General features: G+C 52.1%; 16 protein-coding genes. 4 read left to right on the top strand and 12 right to left on the bottom strand.

Going from position 1 to position 17,317, the window contains the following annotated elements; genetic code table 11:
• Positions 1–20 precede the first annotated feature (20 nt).
• On the bottom strand, positions 21–917 hold the full coding sequence (locus L362_RS00185) for a LysR family transcriptional regulator (RefSeq protein WP_023345580.1): 897 nt from the start codon (positions 915–917) through the stop codon (positions 21–23).
• Positions 918–1,016: 99 nt separating this feature from the next.
• Here L362_RS00185 and L362_RS00190 point away from each other — a divergent pair, with 99 nt between their 5' ends.
• Positions 1,017–2,198 (top strand): MFS transporter, encoded by a 1,182-nt coding sequence (locus L362_RS00190; RefSeq protein WP_023345579.1) that lies wholly within the window; start codon positions 1,017–1,019, stop codon positions 2,196–2,198.
• A 118-nt stretch (positions 2,199–2,316) separates the two neighbouring features.
• Here the strand turns inward: L362_RS00190 and L362_RS00195 are convergent, their stop codons facing one another.
• Entirely contained in the window at positions 2,317–2,925 is a 609-nt protein-coding gene (locus L362_RS00195; protein WP_023345578.1) for a short chain dehydrogenase, read from the bottom strand.
• Positions 2,926–3,022: 97 nt separating this feature from the next.
• Between L362_RS00195 and L362_RS00200 the strand changes: the two genes are divergently transcribed.
• From L362_RS00200 to L362_RS00210, 3 genes are all read left to right on the top strand, one after another.
• Positions 3,023–3,925 carry a LysR family transcriptional regulator gene (locus tag L362_RS00200; protein ID WP_023345577.1) on the top strand — a complete coding sequence of 301 codons (903 nt, stop codon included), beginning with the start codon at positions 3,023–3,025 and terminating at the stop codon, positions 3,923–3,925.
• 563 nt (positions 3,926–4,488) lie between these two features.
• A protein-coding gene (locus L362_RS0123375; RefSeq protein ID WP_102863719.1) for an IS3 family transposase occupies positions 4,489–5,636 on the top strand; the annotation gives its coding sequence in 2 pieces (ribosomal slippage) (positions 4,489–4,726 and positions 4,726–5,636; 1,149 coding nt in all).
• On the top strand, positions 5,637–6,617 hold the full coding sequence (locus L362_RS00210) for an IS630 family transposase (RefSeq protein ID WP_071787701.1): 981 nt from the start codon (positions 5,637–5,639) through the stop codon (positions 6,615–6,617).
• A gap of 137 nt (positions 6,618–6,754) precedes the next feature.
• Here the strand turns inward: L362_RS00210 and alr are convergent, their stop codons facing one another.
• From alr to ctlX, 10 genes are all read right to left on the bottom strand, one after another.
• Complete coding sequence (alr, locus tag L362_RS00215; RefSeq protein ID WP_023345572.1) at positions 6,755–7,834, bottom strand: alanine racemase; 1,080 nt, start codon at positions 7,832–7,834, stop codon at positions 6,755–6,757.
• A 139-nt stretch (positions 7,835–7,973) separates the two neighbouring features.
• Entirely contained in the window at positions 7,974–8,747 is a 774-nt protein-coding gene (locus tag L362_RS00220) for an ABC transporter substrate-binding protein (protein ID WP_369796363.1), read from the bottom strand.
• A 254-nt stretch (positions 8,748–9,001) separates the two neighbouring features.
• Positions 9,002–9,775, bottom strand: a complete 774-nt coding sequence (hisP, locus tag L362_RS00225; protein ID WP_023345570.1) for a histidine ABC transporter ATP-binding protein HisP — start codon at positions 9,773–9,775, stop codon at positions 9,002–9,004.
• A gap of 9 nt (positions 9,776–9,784) precedes the next feature.
• Positions 9,785–10,501: an ABC transporter permease gene (locus L362_RS00230; protein ID WP_023345569.1), complete on the bottom strand. Its 717-nt coding sequence runs from the start codon at positions 10,499–10,501 to the stop codon at positions 9,785–9,787.
• The gene (gene hisQ / locus L362_RS00235) at positions 10,498–11,184 is read right to left on the bottom strand and encodes a histidine ABC transporter permease HisQ (protein ID WP_023345568.1); all 687 of its coding nucleotides are present in this window, start codon (positions 11,182–11,184) and stop codon (positions 10,498–10,500) included. The genes L362_RS00230 and hisQ overlap by 4 nt, the downstream gene beginning before the upstream one ends.
• 68 nt (positions 11,185–11,252) lie before the next feature.
• Positions 11,253–12,239 (bottom strand): succinylglutamate desuccinylase, encoded by a 987-nt coding sequence (astE, locus tag L362_RS00240; RefSeq protein ID WP_032638114.1) that lies wholly within the window; start codon positions 12,237–12,239, stop codon positions 11,253–11,255.
• Entirely contained in the window at positions 12,239–13,738 is a 1,500-nt protein-coding gene (astD, locus tag L362_RS00245; protein ID WP_023345566.1) for a succinylglutamate-semialdehyde dehydrogenase, read from the bottom strand. Before astD ends, astE begins: the two co-directional genes overlap by 1 nt.
• Complete coding sequence (gene astA / locus L362_RS00250; protein ID WP_023345565.1) at positions 13,739–14,776, bottom strand: arginine N-succinyltransferase; 1,038 nt, start codon at positions 14,774–14,776, stop codon at positions 13,739–13,741.
• A complete protein-coding gene (locus L362_RS00255) occupies positions 14,773–16,011 on the bottom strand; it encodes a bifunctional succinylornithine transaminase/acetylornithine transaminase (protein ID WP_023345564.1) in 1,239 nt (412 codons plus the stop codon). Before L362_RS00255 ends, astA begins: the two co-directional genes overlap by 4 nt.
• A 375-nt stretch (positions 16,012–16,386) precedes the next feature.
• Complete coding sequence (gene ctlX, locus L362_RS00260; RefSeq protein ID WP_023345563.1) at positions 16,387–17,304, bottom strand: citrulline utilization hydrolase CtlX; 918 nt, start codon at positions 17,302–17,304, stop codon at positions 16,387–16,389.
• Between the last annotated feature and the right edge of the window lie 13 nt (positions 17,305–17,317).

Raw genomic sequence — 17,317 nt, 5'->3', positions numbered from 1 at the left:
TAATGATATGGGATAATTTTTTATTCCGAGGGCAACACTAAACTTTCCGCGAGGAACTCTACAAATGATGATGTTCTTGATGGAAGAACAATGTTTTTATAATAAACCGCATTGAGTGGTTCGCGGACACGCAGTTTCTCTTTTATATCAAGATTGACAAGATCACCCTTTGTAATATCATTTTTTACATACGGTTCTGGCAGGCAAGCAATACCCGACGAGTGAATGGCCAGCTGTCTTATAATCTCACTGTTTGAAGCGACAATGGATGGCTGAATTTTATAATAGTGTTCTTCGCCCGTATCCAGAGGCCAGTCATTCATTAAGGAGTTTTGTTTGTAACCTATCAGCCTGTGGCTTTTTAATGCATCAACTCGATGAGGCATACCATGCTCTGCAATGTATCGCGGAGAGGCAACAAACATCATCTGGCACAGCCCAAGTATCTTCGCATGTAAGCCGGAATCTTTGAGTTTTCCGATGCAAACAGCAACATCACTTCTGTGTTCAAGCAAATCATAAACATTGTCATTTGAAATTATTTCAATTTCTATCTCAGGATAGCATTTCTGATATCGATGCAGAACCGGTGTAATGACGTGCAGTACAAGAGACGTGGACGCAATGATCCGAATCTTCCCGGATGGATGACGACGTTTCATGGTGACATGTTCTTCTGCATCCTCTACTGAAGCAATGATTTGTTTGGCATATTCCAGGAATGTCCTTCCTTCTTCAGTGGATTCCAGTCTCCGCGTTGAGCGTCTGACCAGTACGGTATCTAATTTCTCCTCCAGTCGTCGAAGCGCTCTGCTAACAGCTGATACGGTAAGATCCAGCTCATACGCAGCTCGTGATAATGTCCCTGTTTCTATAACAGCAATAAATATCTGCATTTCTGCTAAAGTTGTTTTCATCTTTGCCTTGAAGTCAAAAGTGTTTTAACGGCATAAATCTGTTCTTATTCACAGAGATATTTCAGTATTAATCCTTACATTTATCGATTAAGGATTTTTATGCCAATAGCACTCTTCGCTTTGACAATCAGCGCTTATGCTATCGGGACAGCTGAATTTGTCCTTGTTGGAATCATTCCCATCATTTCAGCTGATTTATCAGTTTCAGTACCGTCAGCGGGTCTGCTTGTCAGTCTCTATGCGCTGGGCGTGGCAGTGGGGGCACCTCTTTTAACAGCAGCAACAGGAAAGATGCCCCGCAAAACGCTTCTTCTGTGCCTGATGGCCGTTTTTACTCTAAGCAATCTGTATGCCTGGCAGGCACCCGGGTTCGTCTCGTTGATTGTGGCGAGGATCATTACCGGCATGGCACACGGCGTGTTCTATTCCATTGGTTCAACAATCGCTGCCAGCCTTGTTCCAAGAGAGAAAGCCACGAGTGCAATAGCTATCATGTTCACCGGGCTGACCGTCGCTCTGGTCACCGGTGTTCCCCTGGGGACTTTCATCGCTCAGCACCTTGGCTGGAGAGCCACATTTTTTTCAGTGTCTGTCCTCGGAATGATCGCCTTTGCAGGCAGCTTTTTACTGATACCCCGCGGCATAAAAAAATCTGAACCCGCGCCCGTGAGATTTCTGATTAAGGTCCTGACAACCCCTCAGCTGATACTGGCATATTCCCTGACCGCGATAGGGTACGGGGGATCGTTTATAACGTTTACCTACCTTGCCTCTACTCTTGAGGAAATATCCGGATTTTCACCCGCTGCGGTAAGCGGTGTCATGCTGGTATACGGTTTTGCAGCTGCACTGGGCAATCTGTATGGCGGACGGATCTCTGACAAACATGGCCCTATTAATGCTCTTAAAATTATATTTTTATTACTGTCCCTGGTGTTGTTCGCTTTATATCTGACAGCATCTAATTCATGGCTGATGCTGGTCACTACATTTGTCTGGGGTGCTGCCGCATTTGCAAACGTCCCTGTACTGCAATATCTGGCTGTCAGGCAGGCTGAAAAATTCGTTCCTGAAGCTGTGGATGTGGCATCAGGGCTGAATATATCGGCCTTCAATATCGGTATCGCTGGCGGAACCTGGATAGGTGGCCTGGTCGTAATCCATTTCGGTCTCCTGCATACCACATGGCTTGCCGGTGTGGTCGTTTTCTTCGCTTTCCTGCTCAGTATTTTCGCGGGAGCACTAGAAAAAAGGGAAATAAGCACTGAAGCTGCGTACTGAAAACCGTCGTGAGCATCACCCACAAATTCATTTAGTTCCCAACGCATATAGCCTGAGTCCGGAGTTATGCTCCTCCTCAGGCTATAACAGTTACACTGAATAACAGACTGACTGGCAGTTAGGCATCGACAAAGAGAACTTTACCGTTGATAAATCCGTCAACAGAACGCTGGAACGCTTTTCCGACCAGTTTGCCCGGAACTGGCTGGAACCCTGGCAGCATAGGGCCGTAAACATCCCAGGCTTCTTCCAGTACGGTTGGGTTCACTACATTGATACGGATCCCGCGGGGCAGTTCGTTAGCCACACACTGTACAAATGTGTCGATAGCACCGCTGGTTGTCGCGTCAGCTATAGAGCCGGGGATAGGTTTCACATTATGAATGCCGGAAATTAAAGTGAATGAGCCGCGGTCGTTGATGTACTCAAGGCCTATTTTAACGACATTGATCTGACCCAGCATTTTGCTCTGGACAGTGAGCTCCCACTGCTCAGCTGTCATATCGACAAAATTAGCATACTCGCAGTGGCCAACGGCGTTAACAACAGCGTCAAAGGCGCCGACGTTTTTGAAAAGTGCTCTCAGGGATTCATGACTTGTAATATCTACCTGATAGTCCGTACCTTTTCCTGAGCGACTGGCGGTAATCACTTTGTGATCGCCCAAACCGGTCAGCGCCGCTTTGCCCATTTTCCCCTGAGCACCAATCAGAATTACAGTTTTCATTATTTACCTCGGATATGTTTATGAAAGACAGGAGAAATCATATATGGGTTATGATACAATTTAAATAAAGCAAACATTGTATGAGGTACAACTAAACGTGGATTACATTGATATCAAACACATGCGTGTATTGTTACTGCTGGTTAAAGAACTTAATGTCTCAAGGGTAGCTTCAAAGCTGGATATCTCTCAGCAGGCGGTCAGTGCATATCTTAAAAGACTCAGAACCTATTTCGGCACCGAGCTGTTTGTACGCAGGAATGCAGGACTCGAGGCGACCGACTATGCCCTTTCTCTTGTGCCTAAAGTAGAGAAAATTCTGGATGAGGTTAGCCAGCTTCGTTCACCCCAGGTATTTGATCCGAACATTCAGGATTTCAGCATCTGCATAATGGCAAACGAATATGCTCAGCTTACTATTATCCCATCCTTACTGAAGACACTACATGCGCTGGCACCGCGTGCCAGCGTTGAAATCAAAGACTTCAATGCCAGTCAACATGTTGAATGTCTTAATTCCGGTGATGTCGATTTAGTGCTGGGTTTTTCGAATCATATTGATGTCGGACTGATACGCAAAAACATCCGGCGAGAAGAGTACTGCTGTGTGGTCAGACACGGTTCAGCTATTCCGGGAAAACTTGAAATGAACATGTCATTCTCGGATATTCCCGCCGTTAAGTTTGCTCCGAGTGCCGGTAACATTGAAAATCTGGTTGATGATTTTTTTGAAAAAGCCGGAATGAAAAATAACGTCATTGCTACGTTACCGTGTTATACGACGCTCGGCGCTTTTTTCACTGCGAATGACGCTATTGCATTCATTCCATCAGCGATAGGAGCACAGGGAAACTTCTGTAAACTGGAGACGGCAGAAAAAATGGTCCCGTTTGATGTTACTGTCGCCTGGCATCGGAAAAGTAATGATAATCCGCTCCGAGTATGGTTGACCAAAATACTGGAAATGACGACTATTTGCGGGGGCACGAATTGTGTTTAACATTTGCGATCAGTCAGAAAAACTGATCGGCCTATACAACATCAAATGGCATATAGCTATAGTTCCAGACTCCCTCTGAATTTTCTCCTGCTTTTGCATCAGCTCAAACTTATTCATTTGTAATCCTGGCTTTGATATTCAGAAGGAGGATTCTCATCGCCAGTTCTGATCCACTTAGTCAACAGATCATGCAACGTCTGTAGGTGGGATTCGACCTTCTTCCATTCGCTGTTCTGACATAAGCCAGTAAGGATTAGCGCAGGTTCCGACTTTACCTTTTTTCGGATCTCTGGTGAAGTAGTAAGGAGTTTATGCTGAATAATAATCATCATTGATGATAAAAATGAATTAATGCTAATCAAGCAAAAATAATGAATTATAATTGTATTTTTAGCATCAATACAGCATATCAGCCCAGTTCTTTCTTACTGGCCAGATTCAGTTAACTACACGTGATTGTCCGGTCAGGAGGTGACGGGATCTGCATTTATAGTATGAACTGAATCGCCACGGGTTTAACAGACACCTCAGAGTCATTTAAGATGGCTTAAAGAGAGGTGCCCATGAGCGGTAAGCGTTATCCCGAAGAGTTTAAAATTGAAGCAGTCAAACAGGTTGTTGATCGCGGTTATTCTGTTGCCAGCGTTGCAACACGTCTCGATATCACCACCCACAGCCTTTACGCCTGGATAAAGAAGTACGGTCCGGATTCTTCCACTAATAAAGAACAGTCAGATGCTCAGGCCGAGATCCGCCGTCTCCAGAAAGAGCTGAAGCGGGTTACCGACGAACGGGACATATTAAAAAAAGCCGCGGCGTACTTCGCAAAGCTGTCCGACTGAGGTACGCCTTTATCCGTGACAACACCTGTTGCTGGCCTGTTCGCCTGCTCTGTCGGGTGCTGGATGTTCATCCCAGTGGTTTTTACGCCTGGCTTCAGCAGCCGCATTCACAACGCCATCAGGCAGACCTAAGACTGACAGGACAGATTAAACAGTTCTGGCTGGAATCGGGATGCGTCTATGGTTATCGCAAAATCCATCTGGATCTGCGGGACAGCGGGCAACAGTGCGGAGTGAACAGAGTCTGGCGACTGATGAAACGTGTCGGGATAAAGGCTCAGGTTGGATACCGGAGCCCGCGGGCACGTAAAGGCGAAGCCAGTATCGTGTCGCCCAACAGGCTCCAGCGACAGTTCAATCCGGATGCTCCGGATGAGCGTTGGGTAACGGACATAACCTACATCAGGACCCACGAAGGCTGGCTGTATCTTGCCGTGGTTGTTGATCTGTTCTCACGCAAAATTATCGGCTGGTCCATGCAATCCCGGATGACAAAGGACATTGTCCTGAACGCACTGCTGATGGCTGTATGGCGGCGTAATCCCCAAAAACAGGTGCTGGTTCATTCGGATCAGGGCAGTCAATACACAAGCCATGAGTGGCAGTCGTTCCTGAAATCACACGGCCTGGAGGGCAGCATGAGCCGTCGCGGTAACTGCCATGATAATGCGGTTGAAGAAAGCTTTTTCCAGTTGTTGAAACGCGAACGGATAAAGAAAAAGCTCTACGGAACGCGGGAAGAAGCCCGCAGCGATATTTTTGATTACATCGAAATGTTTTATAACAGTAAGCGTCGGCATGGTTCTAGCGATCAGATGTCACCGACAGAATATGAAAACCAGTATTATCAACGGCTCGGAAGTGTCTAGATTATCCGTGGCGATTCAGATAAAAATCATGCCCGCAGACTCACGGCCATGCTGATGCTTCATCGGGGTGAACGGGTCAGCGATGTTGCCAGAACTCTCTGTTGTGCCCGTTCATCCGTTGGTCGCTGGATTAACTGGTTTACGCACTCAGGTATTGAAGGCCTGAAATCCTTACCCGCAGGGCGCTCCCGACGCTGGCCTTTTGAACATATCTGCACCCTGTTACGTGAGCTGATAAAGCATTCTCCCGGCGATTTTGGTTATCAACGTTCACGCTGGAGCACCGAATTACTGGCATTAAAAATCAATGAGATAACCGGTTGCCAGTTACATGCAGGAACCGTTCGCCGCTGGTTGCCATCTGCGGGGCTTGTATGGCGCAGGGCCGCGCCAACTCTGCGTATCCGTGACCCACATAAAGATGAAAAGATGGCGGTAATCCACAAAGCGCTGGATGAATGCAGCGCAGAGCATCCGGTATTTTATGAAGATGAAGTGGATATCCACCTTAATTCTAAAATCGGTGCGGACTGGCAGTTGCGCGGACAGCAGAAACGGGTAGTGACGCCGGGGCAGAACGAAAAATACTATCTGGCCGGCGCACTGCACAGTGGCACGGGTAAAGTCAGCTACGTGGGCGGCAACAGCAAAAGTTCAGCGCTGTTTATCGCTCTGCTGAAACACCTGAAAGCCACTTACCGGCGGGCGAAAACAATCACGCTGATCGTTGATAACTACATTATCCATAAAAGCCGCGAAACACAGCGCTGGTTGAAAGCAAATCCCAAGTTCAGGGTAATTTACCAGCCGGTTTACTCGCCGTGGGTGAATCATGTGGAACGGCTATGGCAGGCACTTCATGACACGATAACCCGTAATCATCAGTTCCGCTCAATGTGGCAGTTACTGAAAAAGGTCCGCCATTTTATGGAAACCGCCAGCCCATTCCCCGGAGGAAAACATGGTCAGGCAAAAGTGTAGCGGTATTAGGTGCAGCTATTTAGATGTGTTATGAGTTTAACCATGTAAAGTGGAGGCTGCTCTAAGAAAATCTTAACTTATCCACATCAACCATGAGCCTATTTTCCGGCATTACGCTGCGCCATCCCATGTCACCATCAGTCATCAACATATTCGAGTGCTGTGCGTTGTGTCAGGCGAGTAATCAACTCGCCAGCGCCGATACCGGTATGACGGGCGATGCGTTCCACCGGCAGTTCCTTGCCCCAAAAAATGACTTTATCTCCCACCTGATCCAGAGCCTTGGGACCGAGATCAACCGTGACCATGTCCATGGAAACCCGGCCAGCCAACGGTACTTCCCGGCCATTGACAAGCACAGGTGTGCCGTAAGGCGCGCTGCGGGGGTAGCCGTCGCCGTAGCCCATTGCTACCACACCGAGGCAGGTATCGCGCGTGCTGGTCCAGTCACCGCCATAGCCCACAGGTTCGCCTGCCTTATGCTCGCGTACTGCGATAAGGCAGGATGTCAGTGTCATGCAGGGTTCAAAGCCGAAGTCCGCAGCATCCTGAGTTACTATCGGTGACACGCCGTACAGGATGATACCGGGACGAACCTGGCCGCGATGGGCCTGTGGCCACAGAAGAATACCACTAGAGGCAGTGATGGATTGTACGCCGGGCTTACACTGGACGAATGCGTCGAAGCATTCCAGCTGACTGTGTGTGGTTTCTTCCTCAGGTTCGTCCGCACGGCAGAGGTGACTCATGATGTTGACTGGTTGCACTACGTTGCGGCAGTTGCACAGCCTCTGATAGAATTCCTCAGCCAGGTCTGGACGGATGCCCAATCGATGCATGCCGGTATCCAGTTTCATCCACACCGTAATGGGGTGGGGCAGAACGGTCTGTTCAAGTGCGAAAAGCTGTTCAATATTATGCACGACGGTTTCAAAGTGATTCTCGGCCAGCAAAGGAAGCTCGTCTTTGGATAAGAATCCTTCCAGCAGCAGAATGGGTTTGGTGATGCCTTCCTGGCGCAGCACAAGCGCTTCCGACAGGCGGGCGACACCGTAACCGTCAGCATCCTTCAGGGCGAGGGCGGTTGCCAGGGCACCGTGGCCGTATGCGTTAGCTTTTATTACGGCGATTAATCGACTGTGTGGCGCCAGACGTCGCACCTGCTGCAGGTTGTGGCGTAAGGCACAACGGCTTATGACTGCGGTTGCTGTTTTCATTTCAAATCCTTATTGCTGACTCAACGTTGTATTGTGGTCTCACGTTGTTGTCGAAACGCGGCCATGACTTTTCGTGATTAATTTGCAGGTTGTTCAGTCCTATATATTCATATACGGGACTGAACAGTTTATTCATGGTCTATTCAGCAATAATGTTTCTATTAAAATACTGAGTTGAAAGTTTCAGTAGAGTTCCATCTTTTTTCATTTCATTCAGAGCATTATTTACCTGCTGCTGCAACTCTGTATCTTTCTGACGTAACCCTATACCAGTACCTTGTCCCAATGTGACAGGGTCTTTCAGTGAATCGCCGGCAAAGCTGAATTCTTTACCTTCATCTTTACTTAGAAATGCCTGCTGTGCTGTCTGTGATTCCTGAACTGCGCCATCCAGACGACCAGCGGATAAGTCCATGAATACCTGGTCCTGGTCCTGATAGGTAACGACATTTACTCCAGCGTTGGCCCAGTGCGCTTTAGCATAATCTTCTTGTGTCGTGCCCTGTTGCACGCCTACACTTTTACCTTTGAGACTTTCCACTGTCGGTAGTAATCCGGAGTTTTTCCTGGCGACCAGTTGGATCGGCATAATATAAATGGGATTGGTAAAGGAGATACTTTTCTGTCGTTTTTCTGTGATGTTCATTGATGAGTTGATGATGTCAATTTTTTTACTTACTAACGCGGGAATAAGTCCGTCAAAAGACATCTCCACCCAAACGCAATTAGCCTGAATTCGCTTACAGACTTCGTTGCCGATATCAATATCGAATCCAACCAGCTTGCCGTCAGGGGTTTTGCTTTCAAATGGCGCATAGGCCGGACTCAGACCGAGTTTTACTGTTTTCTGTTCTGCAGCATGAGCTGTGTTCAACATCATCGTCAGGGCAATTGCACCTGTCACAACCGTCATTGTCATATTCATATCGCTACTCTCTCATTATTTAGAATAATACTTTCCCCGCTGAGAACTGCGTGCACAGCGGTAGCTGGCCTTAGCTGAATCAAAGGCGCATTGATGCCTGTCTGACCTGTTTTGATTTGAACCGGGTTAATTGATATCAGAACTTACTATTCCTCCTTTTTATAACTGAACATATACCTGTCATCCTTCCGGTTGCAGGGGGGTTGGCTGCAACCCGAAATCTATGGGGTCTGTTTATTTCATTATTTCAGCGCACCGGATAAAAACTGACGAAGGCGCGGGCTTTGCGGGTTGCCAAATACCCCGGACGGAGGCCCTTGTTCTTCGATTTTTCCCTGATGCAGGAAGATAACTTGACTGGATACGTGACGTGCAAACTCCATTTCGTGGGTGACAACCACCATGGTTTTTCCTTCTTCTGCCAGCTGCCTCATGATTTTCAGCACTTCCCCCACCAGTTCCGGGTCCAGTGCCGAAGTGGGTTCGTCGAACAACAACACTTCCGGCTCCATCGCCAGAGCCCGGGCAATGGACACTCGCTGCTGTTGTCCCCCGGAAAGATTGGCCGGATATTTACTTTGCGCCCGTTCGTCAATGCCCACCTTGGACAGATATTTCATCGCCCGTTCCCGTGCGGATTCCTTACTGAGCCCTAACACGCGAACAGGGGCTTCCATCACATTTTCCAGCACGGTCAGATGACTCCACAGGTTGAAGTGCTGAAATACCATGGTCAGGCTGGTTCTCAGACGGCGTAGCTGATTTTTATCTGCTACCTTAAGTTGCCCGTCTTTGTCCCGTACCAGGTGGATCATCTCGTTATTCACGCTGATGGAGCCTTCGCTGGGTTTTTCAAGAAAATTGATACAGCGCAGGAAGGTACTCTTACCGGAGCCGGAAGAGCCGATAATGCTGATCACATCACCAGCCCTGGCTTGCAGGGAGACTCCCTTCAGCACTTCGTGCTCTCCGTAGCTTTTGTGCAACTCGACGACGTTTAATTTAGTTTCTGACATATGGATTACTCACTTTGCAGGCGAATGGGTCAGGTGTGACAACCAGCGTTTTTCCGCTTTGCGGAACAGGCTTATCAGCACAAATGAAATCATCAGGTACAGTGCCGCAGCGATACCGAAGGCGGTAAACGGTTGATAGGTGGCGGCATTGATGTCACGGGCGATTTTCAGCAGGTCCGGCACGGTAGCGGTAAAAGCCAGCGAGGTGGAGTGCAGCATCAGGATCACTTCGTTGCTGTACGCCGGCAGGGCGATACGCAACGCGGCGGGCAGGGTCAGGCAGCAGTACATTTTTGCTGGCGAGAAGCCATAGGCCCGCGCCGCCTCAATCTCGCCGTGATTCACTGCCCTGATGGCGCCCGCGAAAATTTCCGTGGTGTAGGCACAGGTGTTCAGCATGAGCGCCAGAAGGGTGCAATTGAGGCCGCTGCGGAAAAATGCATTCAGCAGTTCGCTGCCTTTCACCACTTCCAGGGTATACACGCCGGTGTAGAGTACCAGTAACTGAACATAGAGCGGCGTGCCGCGGAACACGTAAGTGAACAGCCAGATGGGCAGCGCGATAAATTTATTGCTGGATACCCGTCCAACCGCCAGGAGCAGCGCCAGTGCCCCGCCCAGAACTACCGAGATAACCAGCAGCCACAGGGTCATCGCCACGCCGGTAAAGCGATAGCCGTCAGTCCACAGCAGGGCGCGCCCGTATTCGTGGAGGATATCCATCATAATGCGGCCCTCTTCACGCCCACGGTGTAACGTCGTTCCAGCCACCACAACACGACATTGGATAATGTGGTGAAGAACAGGTATACCGCGGCGCAGACCAGTGCGAAGTAAAACGGCTGCCAGGTACTTTTCCCGGCCAGTTGAGTGGCTTTCACCAGGTCTTCCAGACCGAGCAGTGACACCAGGGCAGTGGCTTTGATCATGACCTGCCAGTTATTGCCGATGCCGGGCAGTGCGTAGCGCATCATGGCCGGAAACAGAATGTATTGAAAACGCTGCCTCCTGGCGAAGCCAAAGGCATCCGCTGCCTCAAGCTGCCCCCAGGGTACGGCCATAAAAGCGCCGCGGAAGGTTTCAATGAAGTAAGCCCCGTAGATAAAGGCCAGTGTCAAAATGCCGGCCACCATTGGATCGATGTCCATCTGGCTCAGCCCGAAGACCTCGGTGAATTTGTTAAAAGCAATCTGAAGTCCATAAAAGATCAGCAGCATAAGGACCAGATCCGGCACGCCCCTTATCAGGGTAGTGTAGGCCGACGTCAGTTTTACCACTGAAACGTTTTTCGACAGCTTTCCGGCGGCGCCCAGCATACCGATCGCCACCGCCAGTACCGCAGAACTCAGGGCGAGCTCCAGGCTGGTTAGCGCCCCCTGGAAAATTAGTTCACCAAAACCATGCAGCATTGTCTTTGTCTCCGCGTAACGAAAATGTCATTGTTGTTTTTATCCGGCAACGGATCACCGGAGGCGTTTTATGTCCCGGTTTCCTCTGCCAGCAGTAAACCGGCGCGTAGTCCGACGGTGACGTTGGGATTGGGAAACAGTATCCATTCGGTGCCGTGTTCCACCCGCCAGCATTCTCCTGGCAGCTCGCCGATCAGGGTGCCGGCCGGGAGTGGGGTGAAGTTCGGAACGTCAGCGTCCAGATGAAAACACAAGAGCTCGCTGTGTTTAATCAGCGACCGGTTTACCCTGAAATAACGCATGGGGTTGCCAGCACGAACCGGCAACGGCGCGTCTCCGATCAGGGCGCGCAACATGCTATCCACCGCACCAAACGAGCTGAGATCGTTCTCGCCAAAGCGCCGGGCGCCCCCTAGCTCAAGCGTGCAACTGTCTGCCCGTAGCTGTTCACTGGTGAAATGGCTGAAGGTGGCACCCGGTTCGGTATGTTGGACCAGCGCATCCAGACCGGCAGCATCCAGTGCCCTAAGCAAGGCCGCGCTGCCGTGGCGGGTCTGAAAAGGCAGCAGGCCGAAGCGCGGCAGGTGTGAAGCATGTCGGGTGGTGTGAAGATCGAAGTGCCAGCGTTCGATGTTGTCGCTATCGCTGTCCCGGGTGAAGAAGTCGGTCACGGTCTGCTCCAGCTCCTGGGCGCGTGCCGACTCTTCCCCACCAGGATATTGATGATGACGGCTGGAGAACAGGCGGTTGAGATCGTGAGTCAGGTAGCGTTGTCCGGCGCGGATGGCCGGTGGATTGCCGTACAGTACCAGAAGACGAGCGGCAAGCGGTAATCTACCCGCCAGCAGGTCATCTACTATCGCTGCAAGCAGTTCTACCGGGGCGGTTTCATTGCCGTGGATACCTGCCGACAGCACGATGGCGCGCTGGTAACCGGTATGGGGAACCAGCTCCAGTATTCCTTCCCCCCGCCAGTGCCAGGATAAGTTTTTTCCACCCTCACTGCGAACGTCCGGTACCATGCCACGAAGCGTCAGATCTAAAAAATTATTCATCATGCTTCTCTGTTCCCGCTCTGCGCATCATTAAGGTTGAGCCCTGGCGGCAAGGTGGCGGGCAGCGTCAGCGCTGCGCTTTCCAGCGAGGCCATCGGCCAGGCGCAGTAGTCGGCGGCGTAGAAGGCGCTGGCGCGATGGTTGCCCGAGGCCCCCACGCCGCCGAACGGCGCGGCGCTCGATGCGCCGGTCAACGGCTTGTTCCAGTTGACGATTCCGGCGCGCGCTTCCATCAGCAGGCGGTCGAACAGCGCCCGGTCTGGCGACACCAGCCCTACAGCCAGCCCGAAGCGAGTGTGGTTGGCGAGACGCAGCGCATCATCGAACTCGTCATAGCGCGTCACGCAGGTCAGCGGACCGAAATACTCTTCGTCCGGCACGCCATCGACGCCGGTGATATCGAGGATGCCCGGCATCAGCAGCGCGTTGTTATCCTCCGGCCGGGTCATCGCCAGCAGCGGCGTCGCGCCCAGTTCCAGCAGCGCCTGCTGTACCGCCATCATGCGTTCCGCCGCTTGCGCGGAAATTACCCCGCCCATAAACGGCTGCGGCTCCGCGTCCCAGCGACCAGCGCGCAGGCGACCCGCCACGGTGACCAGCCGTTGCAGGAATGCGTCGCCCGCCGCGCCGTGCTTGACCAGCAGACGACGGGCACAGGTGCAACGCTGCCCGGCGGAGATAAAGGCGGACTGGATAGTCAGGTTGACCGCCGCGTTCACGTCGGTAACCTCATCGATAATCAGTGCGTTGTTGCCGCCCATCTCCAGCGCCAGAATTTTTTCCGGCTGACCGGCCAGTTGGCGGTGCAGCTGGTAGCCGGTACCGGCGCTGCCGGTGAACAACAGGCCGTCGATCGCCGGGCTGGCGGCCAGCGCCACGCCAGTGTCCCGTCCTCCCTGCACCAGATTCAGCACGCCCTTCGGCAGTCCGGCTTGTTGCCACAGCTTAACTGTCTCTTCAGCGGTGAACGGCGTCAGCTCGCTTGGTTTGAACACCACGCAGTTACCCGCCAGTAGTGCGGGGACGATGTGGCCGTTAGGCAGGTGTCCGGGGAAATTGTAGGGGCCAAACACCGCCAGTACTCCGTGCGGACGATGCCGCAGCGTGGCCGCGCCGTCGGTCATCGGGGTATGGCTGTCGCCGGTGCGCTGCTCAAGGGCGCGTAGCGAGATGTCAACCTTGCCGATCATCGACTGCACTTCAGTCAGCGTTTCCCAGCGCGGCTTGCTGGTTTCGCGGCTGATGACTTCCGCCAGTTGCGCCTTGTGTTGTTCCAGCAACGTGGCGAAACGCTCAACCACAGCCGTGCGCTGCCCCAGCGTCAGCCGCGCCCACACGGGGAACGCCGTGCGCGCCGCATCACAGGCGTCGGCGATGTCTGCCGAATCCGCCGCCCGGCCCCGCCACAGCGGCTGGTTATCCAGCGGATCGGTCTTGATAAATTCAGCACTGCGGCCATGCCGCCACTGACCTGCGATATAGAGTGAAGGATGCAACATTTACAGGTTCTCCAGCGGATTGAGGGAAACCACCCGAACGCGATCGCCTGTCTTGATTTCCAGCGCGTCCGCTGTGGACGGCGTCAGGTACAGAACGCCTTCGGGAGAAAAATGGCCGAGTGCTAACGTCGCGCGATAGTTGAGGTAGCGATCATTGGCGACCAGCAGCGTGGAGTCAGGTGTCGATACTGGCGCTTCGTTGGTCGACACCGTGACTTTGCGGCTTTCTTTTACTACCCGCAGTTCGTCCAGTTCCGCCTCAAGCGTGGCGCCGCCGTCAAAGATGTCCACGTAACCGCGGTGGCGCAGCCCTTCGGTCTCCAGCAGTCGGCGGGCCGGAACAGTATCCGGGTGAACCTCCCCAATCACGGCTCTGGCTTCTTCGGGGAGAAAATCGATATACAACGGATACCGGGGCATCAGCTCGGCGATAAATGCTTTCTGGCCGATACCGGTCAGGTAGTCGGCGTGGGCGAAGTCCATGGCAAAAAATCGGTTGCCGAGCCCCTCCCAGAACGGTGAGCGTCCGTTGCTGTCACTGTAGCCGCGCATTTCCGCCACTACGCGCTGGGCGAAGCAGTCGCGGAACGCGGCAAGAAACAGAAACCGTACTTTGGAGAGTAATTTGCCGTTATGGCTATGCCGCCACTCCGGGTCGAGATACAGCGTGCATAATTCTGTACAACCTGTATGGTCATTACTGAGAAATAATGTTTGATGCGAACTGTACACGTTCAGTGAGGTGCTGGCGTGCACAAGTGGCGCAACCCGGAAGTTGTACCAGGGTTCGTGTAACCCCACGGCAACTTCGAGGGCACTGATGCCCACGACACGGCCGCTATCTGTGTCTTCCAGCACAAACAGGTAACCCTGTTCACCACGGGGGCGCAGGCCCTGCCAGGTTTCCTGAGAACGAGTGATGCGCCCGGCCAGAATATCTTCATTTTGCGGCAGGGAAGTGAGTCCAACACCGGATTTGCCGGCCAGTGCCATCAGTGCAGGCAGATCGCGGGACTCAACGGGACGAATAACCATCATCGTGCATCACTCCCGGTTGCGGCGGCGAGGCGTTCCGCGGCGTGGGCAAACCGGGCCAGCCCCTCACGCACATCGGCCTCGGGGATGATCAGCGAGGGGGCAAAACGCACCACTTCGGACCCGGCGATTAGCGCCATCAATCCCTCTTCTGCGGCATAGCTGGTGAGCCGTTTAGCCTGACCGGCGAAGGCCTGATCCATCACGCAGCCGATCAGTAATCCACGGCCGCGGATCTCGCTGAACAGCGGGAATCTGGCGTTAATCTCTTGTAATCCTTCGATAAACCAGTGGTGGCGTAGGGCCACGCCGTCCAGCACCTCAGGAGTATTAATCAACGCCAGTACCGTACCGGCAACGGCGCTGGCTAAGGGGTTACCACCCCAGGTAGTACCATGTGTGCCTGCGCTGAAAGCGGGGGCAAACCGATCGGTGGTGAGCATGGCACCGATCGGAAATCCGCCGCCCAGTGCTTTGGCGCTGGTCAAAATGTCTGGTATGACGCCGTATTCCATATACGCGTACAGCGCGCCGGTGCGGCCGACGCCGGTCTGTACCTCATCAAAAATCAGCAGCGCACCGTGGCGGTCACACAACTTACGCAGCCCTTGCAGGAAAGCCGTGTCCGCAGGCAGCACGCCGCCTTCGCCCTGAATCGGCTCGACGATCACGGCACAGGTCTGGTCGTCGATCGCTGCTGCAGCTGCGGCCAGATCGTTGAACGGTACATGCTCGATGCCGCCCGGCAGCGGCGAGAAGTCTTTCGCGTATTTCGGCTGACCGCCCACGCTGACGGTAAACAGCGTACGGCCGTGGAAGGCGTTGCAGAACGCCAGAATGCGGGTTTTGTTCGGCACACCGCTATCGCAGGCCACTTTCCGCGCCAGTTTCAGCGCTGCTTCGTTGGCTTCCGCACCGGAGTTGCAGAAGAACGCCTTGTCGGCAAAGGTGGCGTCAATCAGCTGTTTCGCCAGCCGCAACACCGGCTCGTTGGTGTAGCCATTGCCCAGATGACAGACGCTGGCCGCCTGGGTTTGCAGAGTCGCCAGCAACTGAGGATGAGCATGCCCGAGTGCATTCACCGCGATACCGCCAGCGAAATCGATATACTCTTTTCCGTTCTGGTCCCATACACGGGAGCCTTGCCCGCGTACGGGAATGAACGGGGCAGGGGAATATACCGGAACCATATATCTGTCAAAATCTTCGCGGTGTACCGCATTCGCATGCTGGGACATAAGACCTCCTGGCGATTAAACGTGAAGTGATAAACGGCTAAGGTTTTCACTATTCATAATTAAGAGCATCGGAATTACGACAAATATGCATATCAAAAAATAATGCATGCCGTGCTTGCAAATAAAAAACAATATGCACTACAATGGATCTCACTGGTGGTGCAATGCACCAAAATGAATCACCTAAGCAGAAATATAACAAACCACTAAAAGACTCTGTTTTTTGTCAGCATTGCACGAAAGATTTATTTGTAAAAAATAATGTATGACTTTTAACCCCTGGATTTAAATACAGGAGTCAACCCATGACATGCTTTGTTGCATGTGTACAAAATATGGCGATATTTCGCCATTTTTTAACACGAGTATTTTTTTCTAACGCCGTGGGCTGAATATTTCACCAACCATACATCTCGCCCCGCCACCGCCGAGTTGTTCAATAATATCCAGAGACGGTGCGACAATAGTAGCGTAATCTGAAAGAATATGCCGCTGAGAGTCAGTAAACGCCTGCCAGGCTCTCTTTGACATCGCCAGAATAGGATGTCCATTATTTTCGGCATGCAATTCGATAATGTTGCCGCAGAAGTTTTCTGTCTGTGTCAGGGTAATATCGATAATTTCTTTACCTGCCTGACGTAGCCCATTATAGAGTACGGCGGCTTCTTGACGGTTTCTGATCGCTTCAAAGCAAACCACCGCGTATTTTTTGCCGATGCTCATCATTACATTGGTGTGATAAATCGGTTGTTGTCTGCGGTCGTCAGCGTTAAACCACATTGCGCGGTAACCGGTAATTTCTTCTACCGACGTCATGACATGTGGCGAACTTCGCGAAGAGCGACAAACCCAGGCGATTTTATTCTCGTGATCGCACACCATAGAACCCGTGCCTTCAAGAAATTCCCCTTGTTGCTCAAACGCCGAAAGATCAATGACCTGGTTAATAGTGAAGTGTTCTGACAGTGTGGCGATCAGTTCAGGATTTCGTTCTTTGCGACGATTTGGCGCTTCCATTGGGTAGAGGATGGCCTCGCCCTGCTGACCCAGCGTCAGCCAGTTGTTGGGGAACAACGAATCAGGGGTATCCGTTCCCGTGGGGTCGTCGAAAACATGTACGTCGACACCCGCTTGTTGCAGGGTGTCGACATAGCAGGTGAATTCGGCAAGCGCAAGGGATTGTGCGGCATCAGGAATTTGCGCGGTCTGCTGGAAATAATTTGTGACGGCGGTTTCCTGATTAACGGTAAAGGACGCGGGACGAACCATGAAAATACGACTGGTGGTTTGCATTTTTCACCTAGGC

Origin of the sequence: Enterobacter sp. MGH 16 (assembly GCF_000493175.1) — a bacterium.
Taxonomy (GTDB): Bacteria; Pseudomonadota; Gammaproteobacteria; order Enterobacterales; family Enterobacteriaceae; genus Enterobacter; species Enterobacter roggenkampii.
Note: the sequence above shows the minus strand (reverse complement) of the source record. Positions and strands in the feature narration are given on the sequence as shown.